The following is a 13,904-nucleotide window of genomic DNA, read 5'->3' on the forward strand; positions in this document are numbered from 1 at the left end:
GCTGCTGACGGTCCTCAATGCCATGATGCGAGACCGAAAGCCGTACCTACAGACCAAACCAACATAACAGTTGCCGGGTCGCGCTTCGCTTGCCCGGGACGACGGCTGAGTCTGCCGAGAGGATCAGCCCATCATTTGCAGGGCTTGGAATCCCTGACGTCGAATTTGTCCAGCGCGCCCGAGATCACGAAATCGTTGTAATCCAGTACCAGCGCGCGAGAGACGCCGTTCTCGTAGAGCTCGAACGACATCGCGTAGACCGGCGTCTGCTCGCCGTCCTTCGCGCGCGCGTCGCTGTCGTAATAGCTCACGGTCACCGGCCAGCGCGTCATGGCCTTCATCGCATTGCTCGCCGTCGACGGATCGGGCGATGACGGCGCGCGGTCACCCGCGATCGGCCGCCCGATCACGGTCAGCGTGTTGTAGATCTTCTCGCCGTTGTCGGAGCCGTCATAGACGGTCTGCTCGAGCACCGATTTGCCATCGCGGGCGGCACCGATGATGTGCTGGATCTGCTCGGTCGGGAACACGATCTTGCCGTCGATATTGAACGTCTTCTTCACCGGCTGGGTCAGCTTCACGGTGATATGATCGCCGACCCGCTCGGCGATGCCGTCGACCGGCGACGATTCACTGTCGTTCATCCGCGTATCGATCTTGAAGCGGTAGCTTTTGCCCGACGCGTCCTCCCAGGACGTGGAGCGAAGATCTGATAGCGTCACCTTGCCCTCGCCACTATCGAGCTCGGACACCTGGCGGAACTCGGAGGTATAGCCTTCGCAGGAGTTGCCGGAGAAATTGTAGAGGATGCGCCCGCGCGCATCGCTGACCGAGTTGGAGCCGCGCGACTTCACCAGGCTGAGGTCGTAGAGCGCCTGATGCGCGAGGAACGGCCCGCTTGCCGCAGCGACCGCGGACCCCTGAACCAGGCCGGATCCTGCGGCAACGGCGATCGCAAACACCAGGGCACGCGACGGAGTCCGGAACGGCAGGGTCATATGGTTTCCTCAAGGAGGTAGGGATTCGCCACAATAGTGACGGTGGTATTGCGCCGCAACTGGGGCAAGTCTGACAAAATGGCAATGTACGCAGCGAAAATGCCGTCATTTTCGGCAGCTTTCCGTGCGATTCGGCACGTCATGGCCGCGTTGTCCTCACCTTACCGTCGCTTGCAACCGGCGGCATGATGCGCGAAACAATCGAAACAAACTTGGCCCTGACCGCGTTTCAGGCTTCGTGCAATCCAATTTGGGGGACCAAAAGATGGCGGGTACCGTCGAACAAAAACTGGCATCACAGGGCATCACACTTCCCGAGCCGACCTCCCCGGTCGCAAACTATGTCCCCTTCGTCCGCAGCGGAAACCTGCTGTTCGTGTCCGGCCAGGTCTGCTTCAACGCCGAAGGCAAGCTGATCGCCAAGGGCAAGCTCGGCGCCGGCGTCACGCTCGAACAGGGCGCCGCCGCCGCGCGCGGCTGCGCAATCAACCTGCTGGCCCAGATCAAGGCCGCGCTCGGCGACCTCGACAAGGTGGTGCGCGTGGTGCGGCTCGGCGGCTTCATCAATTCGGCGCCCGACTTCTTCGACGGGCCGAAGGTGCTGAACGGCGCCTCCGACCTGATGGTCGAAGCATTCGGCGACAAGGGCCGCCATGCCCGCACCACCGTCGGCGTCGCCTCGCTGCCCGCGGACGCCGCGGTCGAAGTCGAAGGCGTGTTCGAAGTCGCCTGATCGATGCGCGCTCCTGATTGGCTGACGAAACGGCCGGTCGCCCATCGCGGCCTGCATGATGTCGCGCGCGGCATCATCGAGAACATGCCGGCCGCGGCCACCGCCGCGGTCGCCGGCAACTTCGCCATCGAGTGCGATATCCAGCTCACCGCCGACGGCGAGGCGATGGTGCATCACGACGATGCGCTCGGCCGCCTCACCGAGGGGGCGGGCCTGCTGGCGACCAAGACGGCGGCCGAGCTGAAGGCCGTCAAGTTCAAGGACACCTCCGAGCAGATGATGACGCTTGGCGATCTCTGCGCGCTGGTCGCCGGCCGCGTGCCGCTGGTGGTCGAGGTGAAGAGCCATTTCGACGGCGACCGCAGACTGGTGCGGCGGATGGCCGAGGTGCTGGCGTCCTATTCCGGCCCGGTGGTCGGCATGTCCTTCGATCCCGACCAGGTGCTGGCGCTGCGCGAGATCATGCCGAACCTGCCGCGCGGCATCACCGCCCAGCGCACCTATGACGACGGCCATTGGGACAAGCTGACGCCGGCGCAGCGCGACAGCATGCTGTACCTGCGGCACGGCTTTACGACCGAGCCGCATTTCGTCGCCTATTGGGTCAACCAGCTGCCGGCGCCGGAGCCGTGGATCGCCCGCAACGTGTTCGGCTGCCCGCTGCTGGCCTGGACCGTGCGGACCGCGGAACAGCGCGAACGCGCGGCGCGCTACGCCGACCAGATGATTTTCGAGGGGTTTGTGCCGGGAACCTGACATGTCCGAGACATGCCCCCTGCAGTCTTGAACTCATCGCTGCGACGCACGATGTTGGCGAAGGTTGGTCGTCATCGGCGATGGCGGAATGCGGGGCATGATCCGGAAGTGGAGCCAGCTGTTCCGGAAAGATCATGCTCAAACGAGGCACCGGTCTTCATTCTCGATGGCGTCTTCTGAAATCACCCTAGAGGCTGTAGCTGACATCGGCGGCATTCCGACCGCCGAATGGGACGCCTGCGCCAATCCCAAGGCGAACGCGGACAGCATCCATAACCTCGACACGCTGGCCTCGCCCGGTTCCGCAAACGATTGCCAGACCGCCGCAAGTTCGAGCTATAACCCGTTCGTTTCCCACGCCTTTTTCGCCGCCGCCGAAGCCTCCAATTCGGCCTGCTCGCGGACCGGCTGGGGCCCGCGGCATCTGATCGCCAAACTCGACGGCCGGATCGTCGGCGTCGTGCCCTGCTATCTGAAATCGCACTCGCAGGGCGAATACGTGTTCGATCGCGGCTGGGCCGAGGCCTATCACCGCGCCGGCGGCAGCTATTACCCGAAGCTGCAGGTGTCCGTCCCCTTCACGCCCGCGACCGGGCCGCGGCTGTTGATCCGCGACGGCGTCGACCGCGAGGTGATCGGCTCGGCGCTGGCGCGGGGCCTGCGGGCACTCTGCAACGCTACCGAGGCCTCCTCCGTGCATGTGACGTTCGCCCGCGAGGACGAGGCCAGGTTCCTCGGCGCACACGGTTTCCTGCAGCGGACCGACCAGCAGTTCCACTGGCACAATGAGGGCTACAAGACCTTCGACGACTTTCTCGGCTCGCTGAACTCGCGCCACCGCAAGGGCATCAAGCGCGAGCGCCGCGAGGCGGTTGCCGCCGGGATCACCATCCACTGGCTCACCGGCTCCGACATCACCGAGGACGCCTGGGATGCGTTCTTCGAGTTCTACATGGAGACCGGCTCGCGCAAATGGGGCCGGCCGTATCTGACCCGAGAATTCTTCTCGCTGATCGGCGAGACCATGAGCCGCGACGTGCTGCTGGTGATGGCCAAGCGCAACGGACGCTGGATCGCGGGTGCGATCAACTTCATCGGCTCGGACACGCTGTTCGGCCGCAACTGGGGCGCGATCGAGCACCACCCGTTCCTGCACTTCGAGGTCTGCTACTACCAGGCGATCGACTTCGCGGTTCAACGCGGGCTCAAGGTGGTCGAGGCCGGCGCGCAGGGCGAGCACAAGCTGGCGCGTGGCTACCTGCCGCAGACGACCTATTCGGCGCATTTCATCGCCGATCCCGGACTGCGCAGGGCGATCGCCGATTACCTCAAGCGCGAGCGCGACTATGTCGCCGAGGTCGGCCGTGAGCTCGCCGAGGCCGGCCCGTTCCGCAAGACGGTCGACGACGACGCTTGACGTCTCCGCCGCCACCTAGGCAATAAAAGCAGCATCATCGAGGAGCCGCCGCCATGCCCGCCGCCTACGACAGCAACAACATCTTCGCAAAGATCCTGCGCGGCGAGCTGCCCTGCTACAAGGTCTATGAAGACGAGCACGTGTTCGCCTTCCTCGACATCATGCCGCGCTCGCCGGGGCATACGCTCGTCATTCCGAAGGCCCCTGCCCGCAACATCCTCGACATCAAGCCCGACGACTACGCGCACGTCGCGCGCGCCTCGCACAAGATCGCCGCCGCCGCGATGAAGGCGTTCGAAGCCGACGGCATCACCGTGCAACAATTCAACGAGCCCGCCGGTGGCCAGGTCGTGTTCCATCTGCACATGCACGTCATGCCGCGCAAGGACGGCGTCGCGCTGCTGCCGCCTGCGAGCCACAAGGAAGATGCCAAGGTGCTGGAGGCGAGCGCGGCAAAGCTGAGCGCGGCGTTGAAATAGGCCACGGCGCTATTCCGTAGCCCGGATGAAGCGCAGCGCAATCCGGGAATCTCTGCCGTGCAGTAAGAGTGCTGCACCGGATTTCGCTTCGCTGCATCCGGGCTACGACGTCGCAGATTTTACTCCCTCTCGAAGTCCCCCGCCTGCGGCGGGGCCAGCGGGGTGAACTCGCAGCGGTCGGGCTTGACGTCGATCAGCGGCGTCTCGTCGAGGCAGTCGAGGCCGCGCACCAAAATGACGTTGCCCTCGACACCGACCAGCTTGACGATCGAGGTGCCGATCGGGTTGGGGCGCACCGGCGAGCGCAGCGAGAAGGTGCCGCGGGTGTTGCCGTTGTTCTTCGGGCTTTGCAGCACGATGTCGCGGCGCGACTGGTGCAGCCAGTACAGCACCTCGAGATTTGAATAGAAATCGACGCCCTTGATCGCGGCGACCCAGGGCTCGAAAATCTCGAGCCGGCACACCGGGCCGTCGTGCCGCCCCTGCCGCGGCGTCGCCAGCCGCGAGGTCCAGGGCGTACGGATGCGGCCGATGAAGACCAGCCCGGCATCGCGCGCCGTCGGCATGTCGACGGCGACCTCGCCCTGGCGCAGTTCCATTTCACGTACCATGTGTCAATCCAGCGATATGTTCAGCGCCTTGACCACGCCCGCCCATCGCGCGCGATCGGTATTCACGAACTTGTCGATCTCGGCCTGGCTCTTCGCGTGCAGCGGCGGGAATCCGATCTTGAGCAGCGAAGCGCGGAACGCCTCGTCGTTCAAGGCCCGGTCGAGGCTCGCCTTGATCTTGTCGGCGACGTCATCAGGCACTTTCGATGGCGCTGCGATACCATACCAGACGCTGACCGCATAATCGGGATAGCCGCTCTCGGCGATCGTCGGCAGATCGGGCAAATCGGGGATGCGCTCCGTCGAGCTGACGCCGAGCGGCCGCAGCATGCCCGATTTGACCGGCGGCAGCGCGGTGCCGAGCGTGTCGAACATCAGCTGGATGTTGCCTGACAAGAGGTCGGTCAGCGCCGGACCCGCGCCCTTGTAGGGCACGTGGGTCATCTCGACGCCGGCCATCTGCTTGAACATCTCGCCGGCGAGATGAACCGTGCCGCCGGTGCCCGCCGATCCGAAATTGAGTTTTCCGGGATTCTTCTTCGCGTAGGCGACGAACTCCGCGATCGTCTTTGCCGGGACGGACGGATGCACCTCCATGATCATCGGCGCGTCCGTGATCACCGACAGCAGACGGAAATCCCTGGCCGGATCGTAGGGCAGCTTCTTGTAGAGCAGCGGATTGAGTACGAAGATCGAGGCCGCCGTCACGAATAGCGTGTAGCCGTCGGGATCGGAGCGCGCCACGGCCTCGGCGCCGATCGCCCCCTGCGCGCCGGCCTTGTTCTCGACCACGACCACCTGCTTGAGATCGCGCCCGAGATATTCGCCGACGATGCGGCCGAGCACGTCGGTCGGCCCGCCCGCGGCATAGGGCACCACGAGCTTGATCGGTCGCGTCGGATAATCCGCGGCACGCGCCGGCAGCGTCGCCGCCAGCAAAGCCGTCAGAGCAACAATGAATAGCGATGATGCGCGCCGCTGCATGCCGTTTCCCCGTTGTCTTGTTCTTGGGGAGCGAGAGTAGCGGATAATGCGGACGCCGCAATCAGCCGAGCCAGTATTTGCCTGCGATCATGACGATCTCGCCCGCGATCACGCCGGCGAAGATCGACTTCCTCGCCAGCATGAACACGACAAAGCCCGCGGCGACGGCGCCGTAACGCAGCCAGTCCGGCACGCTGGCGAGCGCGCCCGGCGGCTGCACCACGATCTGCGCGATGATGCCGGCGAGGATCGCGGTGGCGACAGCCCTCACCCAGACCAAGAGCTCGGAGTTCTCGTCGATGCCGCCGCCGAACCACAGGCCGAGCATGCGCCAGATCTGGTTGGGGATGACGCCCGCGACGAACAGGATCGCGAGCGCGTGCCAGTCGCCGATGAAGGTACTCATGCGCGCGCCCCGACGATGCCCGCCCTCGCCCGGTGCACGGCATAGGCGATGGTGCCCGCGACGACCCCGCTGACCAGGATGTCGACGCCGCTGTTCAGCATCGCCGCCAGCGGGAACAGCAATAGACCGAGCACCAGCGCGATGACATCGGCGAGCTCGCGACAATTGCGCGCCGTGGAGAACAGGAAGGCGAGCGGCGTCAGCATCAGCATTCCGGCGGCGAACAGCGGCGTGAGGTTGGCCGCGAGCATGTAACCGAACATGTTGGCGATCAGGCAGACCGTGACCAGCCCGCAGCCGAGCCCGTGGATGAAGGCGATCCGCCGGTTGCGCGGCACCTGCGGCAGGAAGCGGAAGCATTCGACCCACAGCGTGACGGCGGTGAGATGCGCCACCAGGATCAGATGCCGCCGCTTGGTCTGTTCGGTGCGCATCATCGGCAACACCGAGACCACCATCGGGAACAGGCGGATCGCGCTGACGGTGACCGCGATTGCCGATTGCAGCACGGTGGCGCCGGAGCCGAGCGTCGTGATCACGATGATCTGCGCAGGACCGGCCCAGACAAACGCCGTGCTTGCCAGGGTCCAGCCCAGCGAGAAGCCGGAATCATGCGCCAGCGCGCCGATGCCGAGATAGGTCGCAAACAGCACCAGGGTCAGCACGGTCGCGCCGATCGACCGTGCGCCCCACAGGAAGGCGCGGAACGAGGTGTGCCATTGCGGAGAATCGAGCGGAGGAAGCGCCACGGGGAACCGGATGGTTTTGCAATCGCGGCGGATTAGGGCGCGGACAACGCAGGGTCAAGCAAGAGACGGCGCACGGCGGGTATGCAGTAGCCCGGATGGAGCGCAGCGTAATCCGGGGATCGCGCCCGACGCCAACGTCCCGGATTTCGCTTCGCTTCATCCGGGCTACGCAATCACGCCCTGTTCTTCAGCACAAAGCACGCCCCGCCCGCCTTGCGGATACGGCTGCACAGGCCGTCGGCTTCGGGGCGCGTGTCGGCGCCGATGCGCACTTGGTAGAAGGTCGCGCTGCCGCGGGTGCGAAGCCGTGAGCTCAGCAAACTCGGATCCTGATCGCCGATCACGTTGGCAAGGCGCTTGATGGCGCGGGCATACATCGCGAGCGCCTTGTCGCGGCTGAAGCCGGCGGCAAGCTGCACGCCCCAGACCTTGGCCGCCGACAGCGTGATGTGCTGCTCGAGCCCTGCGACGAACGGGTTAGGCGCGCGCTTCAGCAGCGCCATCAGCTCGCGGCAGCTCGTGGTCGGCGCGCGCTGCGGCATCTTGCCGTTGCGCCCGGCGGCGGCCCAGTCGTCGACGCTGGAGCCGGTGATCGCGGAGACGTAATTGCGCGTCTCCTGCGGCATGTAGCCGGAGCCGGCGAGCCAGTCCTGGATCCGGCGCGGGCCGGCATTGTAGGCCGCGGCCGCGAGGCCGAGATTGCCGAACTGGTTGCGCAGCTCGCTGAGGAATTCGGCCGACTTCGGCAGCGCCTGCACCGGATTGAAAGGATCCAGCAGCCCGCGCTCGTTTGCCGTGCCCGGCATGAATTGCGCGATGCCCTGCGCGCGCTGGCCGTTGCGCGTCATCGGACCAACCGCATCGGCCTGGAAGCGGCTCTCCTGCCAGATCACGCGCGCGAAGAATTCGAGCGGCAGGTCGTTCGCCCGCGCCGCCGACTCGATCATCAGGCACATCGCCTCGCGGGTGTCGCTCTCGCGCGCGTCGTCCGCGGGTTTCTCAGTCGTTGCCGCAGGTTTCTCGGCCTGTGTCGCCGGCGTATCCGCGGGGGGTGCAGGTTTCTCGGCCGATGGCGCAGCCTGCTCTCCCGGCGGTGGCGCAGGCTGATCTGCCGGCGCCGCGGCGGGTTTCTCGGCGGGCGCGGCGGGCTGGTCAGCGGGCGGCGCTGCGGGCTGCTCGGCGGACGGCGGCGGCGCCGGGGCTGCGGCAGGCGCGTCCTCGGCGCCGGCGCCGACCGGCGACACCAGCAACACAAGCATGACCCATGCGGCGCAACGACCCGTTCGCATCGCAAATCTGTTCCCGCGCGGCGTGGCTTGACACCGCAAGCTCGTGGTCTAGCTATGGACTGAAATGATGGCGCGCAAAAGGGAGCGCAAAATGGCCGCAGCTTCGGACGATCAACTCGGCTTTGCCCCCGACGACGACGCCCCGATCGGCTATATGAAGCGGACCCGCGATTATTACGCGGCGATCGGCTACACCACCCCCTACCGCTGGGCGCATTACACCTCCGCCCCGTTCCAGCCCCTGAAGAAGCCGTTGAACCGGTCCCGCGTCGCCATCATCACGACGGCAGCGCCCTTCGATCCCGCCAGGGGCGACCAGGGTCCCGGCGCGAAATACAATGGCGGGGCCAAGTTCTATGCGGTCTATGACGGCGACACGTCAAAGCCACAGGACTTAAGGATTTCGCACATCGCCTATGACCGCACCCACACCACGGCGACCGACAGCGGCACCTGGTTCCCACTGGCACAGCTCAAGCGTCTCGCCGCGGCCGGCACGATCGGCGACGTCGCCCCGCGCTTCTTCGGCGCCCCGACCAACCGCAGCCATCGCGTCACCATCGAGACCGACGCGCCCGAAATCCTCAAGCGCGGCCGTGACGACAAGGTCGACGCCGCGGTGCTGGTGCCAAACTGCCCGGTCTGCCACCAGACCGTCAGCCTGGTGGCGCGGCATCTCGAAGCCAACGGCATCTCCACGGTCGTGATGGGCTGCGCCAAGGATATCGTCGAGCACGCCGCGGTGCCGCGCCTCCTGTTCTCCGACTTCCCGCTCGGCAATTCCGCCGGCAAGCCGCAGGACGTCGCCTCGCAGGCGTTCACGCTGGAGCTGGCGCTGCGCGTGCTGGAGTCCGCGCCCGGCCCGCAGACCACCGTGCAGTCGCCGCTGCGCTGGAGCGCGGACGCTGCCTGGAAGCGCGACTACAGCAACGCCGATGCGCTGAGCGCCGAGGAGCTGGCCCGCCTGCGCCGCGAGTTCGACGCGCAGAAGGAAGTCGCCAAGGGGCTGCGCGAGCGCGTGGCGTAAGGCTCGGCCTGTCTACAATTTTCTTGCCATGCCCGCTTCCATGGCTTCAACGCGACCTCCTTTTGTCAGGGTGTTGCGACGACCGGTCGAATCCGCCCAGTATTCCAGAGACACCGGTCAGTCACGGAGAAGCCGCGGCGTACCGGGTCCCCCGGTCAAGCCGGGGGACGACAAGCGGAGAGAGCTCGCTCAATGCGCCTTCACCGGCGCCGGCAAAGCGCCTGAAGTGGCTTCCTCGGCCTCCGGCCTCCGCATAACGCCGCGCCGATGCGGCCCGGCCGTCGAGTTGGCCTAGGCGATCACGGAACGCGGCGGCCGTAGGACTGAAGTGATATGCCTGCTTGGCTGCGCCGGCCAAATAGTTTGATGCGTCGGGTCAGCCCAGCGCTTCCGCCTCAAAATCAGCCTGTGAATATTCCGGATAACGTGCAGAGCCGCTGGCACGCTCGTCGAGCGTGTCGTGCTTACATCTCGCACGAATCACTGACAAGAGAATGCAAACTTGGCCAGCCGAAATCAGCCTTGCTTTTGTGGCTCCGGAAAAAGATTTAAGCACTGCCACGGACGCTATCGCACCGAAGCTGAACCGTTGTCGCTCGAGCGTCAAAAAGCAATCCTTCATGATCGGCAGAAGCAGCAGGGGTTCGGGAAGGCAATCCAAACCTACGGCCTTCAGAAAGGTAGGGCCGTTGTTGTGGGTCGCTCAATTTTTGTCGGCGAGTGGGTAACCTTCACCGATTTCCTCCTCACCTACCTCGCGGAACGGATTGGTAAGCAATGGATTGCAGCTGAGATGACCACAGGCAGCGATGGTCATCTCATCGGACAATGGGCGTCCGCCATGCGCCGAGCCGCGAGGAGCGCGCCTTCGCCAGCACGCTCCATAACAAAAGCCAAAGTCAACAACGGGTTTCGAAGTACTCTGGCACTTGCTTATGATCTATACCTTATCGAACATCACTATGAGCAATACGATGAGCCGCTACTCGATCGAATGATCAACCGACTTCGTATGTCGGATGGCTTCCTGGCGACTTTGTCGGAGATGCACGCAGCCGCCGCATTCTTGAAGGCCGGCTTCTTCCTCAAGTATGAGGACGACCTGCGTCCAGGGCACCACGCTGAGTTCACTGCCATCTCTCCGGAAACGGGCCGCCGCTTCTCTGTTGAAGTCAAGACTCGTCTCGGCCAACTCAACGCCGAACGCCCTTCAATTGATCAGATCAAGCTGAAGAACAAACTATCTCAGGCTCTGAAGAAGGACCTGCCGTGGTCTCGGGTCGTTTTAGTCGACCTCAACTTGCCAGATGTCACGGGCGACTCAATCAATGAGTCACTGCTTAGCGCACTTCTGTTCCAAGTCGAGGACGCCGAACGTTCGCTCAAGATCCGAGGCCAGCTCGCCCCATCCGCTTATCTATTCTTGCTGAACCAACCATTTCATCACAATCATGACTCGCTAGAAGGCGCGTCAGTGGCAGCCGCGATAGGGTTTCGTATGCCCACCTTTCAACCGCGCCCGCCCGCGACGTTTCAGCAAATCGTCCTAGCGCGCGAAGCACATCCGGAAATGCATCGGCTAATAGAATCAATGAAAGTGCACACGGAAATACCGTCAACCTTCGATGGTCAAGCTCCGGAATTTGCGTTCACCGATCAGTCCGATCACCCTCGCTGGATCGTCGGCAACGAGTATGCCGTGCCAGATGCTAGCAACAAGAATGTCTTAGCACGCCTTGTGAGCGCATCTGCCAACGCAGAGACAAAGACGATGCATGGAGTATTCGAAGCCAACGGCGCGAACTTTCTAGCGTCTTGCCCCATGACAGATATCGAGGTCGACGTATTCCGACGAAATCCGGAAACATTTTTTGGCGTACTACAATCCGTCGATCGGCGAGCCCAAAATGCATACGAACTCGCCGAGTTCTTCTACGAGACCTACAAAGATACTCCACGAGAAAAGCTGCTTGAGTTTTTGAAAGACCATCCTGGTTTGGATGCCTTCCGCGACTGGTCCCAAAAACATCTTGCGATCTTCATTTGCGAGCAATGGGCCCTCGGCGCAGAAGGCAGCACCAAGACCCGTCGACCGCAAGAAGGTCAGCCAAACATCGTTGATCCGAGCAAAGACACCAACTAGCCCGACAACAGTGTGAATATAATGGAGATCCAGAAACTTCCCCCGCTGATCACAATGACTACGTTCGCAGCCCTTTCTGTTGCGATGGCGCGAGCCCATCAATGCACAACACTCAGACCCAATTGACTGCGCAGATATCGTCGCACGCAGGCGCCTACGAGTTAACAGCTGCTAGCATACCGGTCCGTTCGTGACAGCCGAGATATTCGAAGAACTGCTCGTCCGCGGCTGCCACGGTGACCTCGTGATACAGCCTGAGCTTGGCGTTCGGGCCCAATGTCGAGAGATACTTCATCGCCGCGCCAAAAATCCTGACATGGGTCGGGTGCGATTCCGCCCAGCGCTCCAGCGCCGCGAGGCTCTTCCACCAGCTCTGGCCGTAGGACTTTTCGGTCGGCCTGCCCTCCCCATCGACAACGCGCATGTAGCGGTTGGCGTAGCAGCCGATCGGCACGCCGTCGTCGCGCAGGAAATCCATGCCCTCGCGCAGCACCGGCTCGACATCGTCGAGATACATCTTGCGCTCCGATGTTTCGGTGTCGCTCCAGTCCTGTCCGGAGCGGATCAGGCAGAGATTGTCATGCGCAATCACGCGGATGCGTGCGCCGTCGCGGATCGCGCGCGGATCGCCGCCCGGCGTCATCGCGTCGGTCTGCGACAGCGGGATACGGTCGCGCATGCCGCCCCAATAGGCGTGCTCCTGCACCTCTCCGCTCATGCCATCGGCAAGCACAGCGACACCCTCCGGACGGCCGAGCGACGAGAACAGGGTCTCGTAGCGCGCAACATGCGGCCGCAGCACCTCGATGAAGCGGCCAACACCGTCAGTGGCGCCGCTGCCGGTCCAGGTCTCGCGCGCACCGTCGAACCAGGCGTCGAAACGCCCGGCATCGTCCCAATAGGCGACCGAGACGACATTGGTGTAGCCGGCCTGGTCGACATGTTGCGCACGATCCCAATGCGTCGGGCCGTTCTCGCTGGCAAAGCGTTTTGCGATCGATGCGAGCGCCTCGTTCGCCGCGGCAGTCAGTTCGCCGCGAAACTGCACGCCGAAATAGGCCATGATCACGCGTGCCACCGCAGGCTTGTGGCGCGCGACAAAGGACGGATAAGGCGGCGCGTAGTCGTCGGGCACGCGACGATGACGGGTCCGCTCTGTCTTCAGGTGAGAGGGAATCGCGGATTCCATGGCAGTCGCCTCCGGTTGGATGTCGTGCGTTCAGCTCGCAGCCGCGTCGATCTCCTCAAGGCTGTCGAGCGGCAGCGCGAAGTGCTCGACGCGCTTCGAGGGCTTCTTGTTCAGCAGCAGACGCGTGACATCGGGGCGCGAATAGTGCCCGGCCGGGTCGGCGGCGTTCTTGGCGATCCCGATCGCGCCGAGATCGATGTCGGCGAGCAACAGCCCCTCCTGCTCGGGCGGCAGCTTCTCGGCGATCGAGCTGCCGTCCGGCCCGTAGATCGCGGCATGTCCGCCGCCGACATGCAGCAGCGCGTGCTTGTCGTCGCGGTCGCACATCTCGTCGACCATCGCCTGCGAGACCGTGGCGCAGGGCGCCAGCACGAAGCACGAGCCCTCGACCGCATAGACTCGCGAGGCCGCGTTGTTGACCTCCCAGCCGAGCGCCGGCGCGAACGGATCGTACAGCGAGAAGCTCGGCCAAGCCGCAACATGGACCTGCTCGTTCTGGGCATACATCGCGTATTTCGACAGCGGCTGCAGGTGCTCCCAGCAGCACAGCGCGCCGAGCCGGCCGATGCCGGGGCGGTCATGCACCGCAAGGTCGCTGCCGTCGCCCTCGCCATAGACGGTGCGCTCGGCATGGGTCGGCCGCAGCTTGCGCCGCTTGGCGATGGTCTCGCCGTCGGGCCCGATCAACCATTGCGCGAGGTAGAGGCTGCCGCCGTCGCGCTCGGACAGGCCGAGCACCGCGGTCATGCCGGCCTTTTTCACCGCGAGCCGCAGCTTCTCGGCCTGCGGGCTGTCGTAGCTGAGCGAGTTGTCGAAATAGCGCTGCACGAAGCCGCGCCCGATCGCCCAGGCCGGCGAGTCCAGCCAGATGTACCAGGGATAGCCGGGGATGAAGGCCTCGGGAAACGCGATCAGCTTCGCCCCCTTGGCGGCTGCCTCCTCGATCAGCGCGATGGACTTGGCGATGGAGGCGTCGAGGTCGAGCCAGGCAGGTGCGGCCTGCACCACCGCAACGCGGTATTTCGGATGTTGGATGCCCATGATGTCCTCCTCGCGGCCGACGCTTCCGGCCGGTTCGTACTTGATCGGCCATGGCGGCCTCTGACATCATGCTGCCCCGGGA

General features: G+C 64.3%; 14 protein-coding genes. 6 read left to right on the forward strand and 8 right to left on the reverse strand.

From position 1 onward, the window contains the following. Positions 1–131 precede the first annotated feature (131 nt). Positions 132–998 (reverse strand): cell envelope integrity EipB family protein, encoded by an 867-nt coding sequence (locus QJT82_RS33500; RefSeq protein WP_028343339.1) that lies wholly within the window; start codon positions 996–998, stop codon positions 132–134. A 265-nt stretch (positions 999–1,263) separates the two neighbouring features. Here QJT82_RS33500 and QJT82_RS33505 point away from each other — a divergent pair, with 265 nt between their 5' ends. From QJT82_RS33505 to QJT82_RS33520, 4 genes are all read left to right on the forward strand, one after another. Next, positions 1,264–1,731 carry a RidA family protein gene (locus QJT82_RS33505; RefSeq protein WP_016845428.1) on the forward strand — a complete coding sequence of 156 codons (468 nt, stop codon included), beginning with the start codon at positions 1,264–1,266 and terminating at the stop codon, positions 1,729–1,731. 3 nt (positions 1,732–1,734) lie between these two features. Beyond that, positions 1,735–2,487 (forward strand): glycerophosphodiester phosphodiesterase, encoded by a 753-nt coding sequence (locus tag QJT82_RS33510; RefSeq protein WP_028343340.1) that lies wholly within the window; start codon positions 1,735–1,737, stop codon positions 2,485–2,487. Between the two features lie 166 nt (positions 2,488–2,653). Continuing rightward, the gene (locus tag QJT82_RS33515) at positions 2,654–3,904 is read left to right on the forward strand and encodes a GNAT family N-acetyltransferase (RefSeq protein WP_028343341.1); all 1,251 of its coding nucleotides are present in this window, start codon (positions 2,654–2,656) and stop codon (positions 3,902–3,904) included. A 53-nt stretch (positions 3,905–3,957) separates the two neighbouring features. Beyond that, entirely contained in the window at positions 3,958–4,383 is a 426-nt protein-coding gene (locus tag QJT82_RS33520) for an HIT family protein (protein WP_028343342.1), read from the forward strand. A gap of 119 nt (positions 4,384–4,502) precedes the next feature. On the opposite strand, the gene tsaA is transcribed toward QJT82_RS33520, so the two are convergent. From tsaA to QJT82_RS33545, 5 genes are all read right to left on the reverse strand, one after another. Then, the gene (tsaA, locus tag QJT82_RS33525; protein ID WP_028343343.1) at positions 4,503–4,994 is read right to left on the reverse strand and encodes a tRNA (N6-threonylcarbamoyladenosine(37)-N6)-methyltransferase TrmO; all 492 of its coding nucleotides are present in this window, start codon (positions 4,992–4,994) and stop codon (positions 4,503–4,505) included. Positions 4,995–4,997: 3 nt separating this feature from the next. Further along, the gene (locus tag QJT82_RS33530) at positions 4,998–5,978 is read right to left on the reverse strand and encodes a tripartite tricarboxylate transporter substrate binding protein (protein ID WP_028343344.1); all 981 of its coding nucleotides are present in this window, start codon (positions 5,976–5,978) and stop codon (positions 4,998–5,000) included. Between the two features lie 61 nt (positions 5,979–6,039). Continuing rightward, positions 6,040–6,384 carry an AzlD domain-containing protein gene (locus QJT82_RS33535; protein WP_028343345.1) on the reverse strand — a complete coding sequence of 115 codons (345 nt, stop codon included), beginning with the start codon at positions 6,382–6,384 and terminating at the stop codon, positions 6,040–6,042. After that, positions 6,381–7,133, reverse strand: a complete 753-nt coding sequence (locus QJT82_RS33540) for an AzlC family ABC transporter permease (RefSeq protein WP_028343346.1) — start codon at positions 7,131–7,133, stop codon at positions 6,381–6,383. The genes QJT82_RS33535 and QJT82_RS33540 overlap by 4 nt, the downstream gene beginning before the upstream one ends. Positions 7,134–7,306: 173 nt before the next feature. Further along, complete coding sequence (locus QJT82_RS33545) at positions 7,307–8,392, reverse strand: lytic transglycosylase domain-containing protein (RefSeq protein WP_028343347.1); 1,086 nt, start codon at positions 8,390–8,392, stop codon at positions 7,307–7,309. 121 nt (positions 8,393–8,513) lie between these two features. Between QJT82_RS33545 and QJT82_RS33550 the strand changes: the two genes are divergently transcribed. Both QJT82_RS33550 and QJT82_RS33555 read left to right on the forward strand, forming a co-directional pair. Then, positions 8,514–9,449, forward strand: coding sequence for a glycine/sarcosine/betaine reductase selenoprotein B family protein (locus QJT82_RS33550; RefSeq protein WP_028343348.1), 936 nt, complete (start codon positions 8,514–8,516; stop codon positions 9,447–9,449). Between the two features lie 502 nt (positions 9,450–9,951). Further along, entirely contained in the window at positions 9,952–11,592 is a 1,641-nt protein-coding gene (locus tag QJT82_RS33555) for an SEC-C domain-containing protein (protein ID WP_080686903.1), read from the forward strand. A gap of 154 nt (positions 11,593–11,746) precedes the next feature. Here the strand turns inward: QJT82_RS33555 and QJT82_RS33560 are convergent, their stop codons facing one another. Together QJT82_RS33560 and QJT82_RS33565 are read right to left on the reverse strand one after the other, a co-directional pair. Next, complete coding sequence (locus tag QJT82_RS33560) at positions 11,747–12,781, reverse strand: phenylacetaldoxime dehydratase family protein (protein ID WP_028343350.1); 1,035 nt, start codon at positions 12,779–12,781, stop codon at positions 11,747–11,749. A gap of 30 nt (positions 12,782–12,811) precedes the next feature. Further along, entirely contained in the window at positions 12,812–13,822 is a 1,011-nt protein-coding gene (locus QJT82_RS33565) for a carbon-nitrogen hydrolase family protein (protein ID WP_028343351.1), read from the reverse strand. Positions 13,823–13,904 lie beyond the last annotated feature (82 nt).

Origin of the sequence: Bradyrhizobium sp. Mp19 (genome assembly GCF_029952935.1) — a bacterium.
Taxonomy (GTDB): domain Bacteria; phylum Pseudomonadota; class Alphaproteobacteria; order Rhizobiales; family Xanthobacteraceae; genus Bradyrhizobium; species Bradyrhizobium elkanii.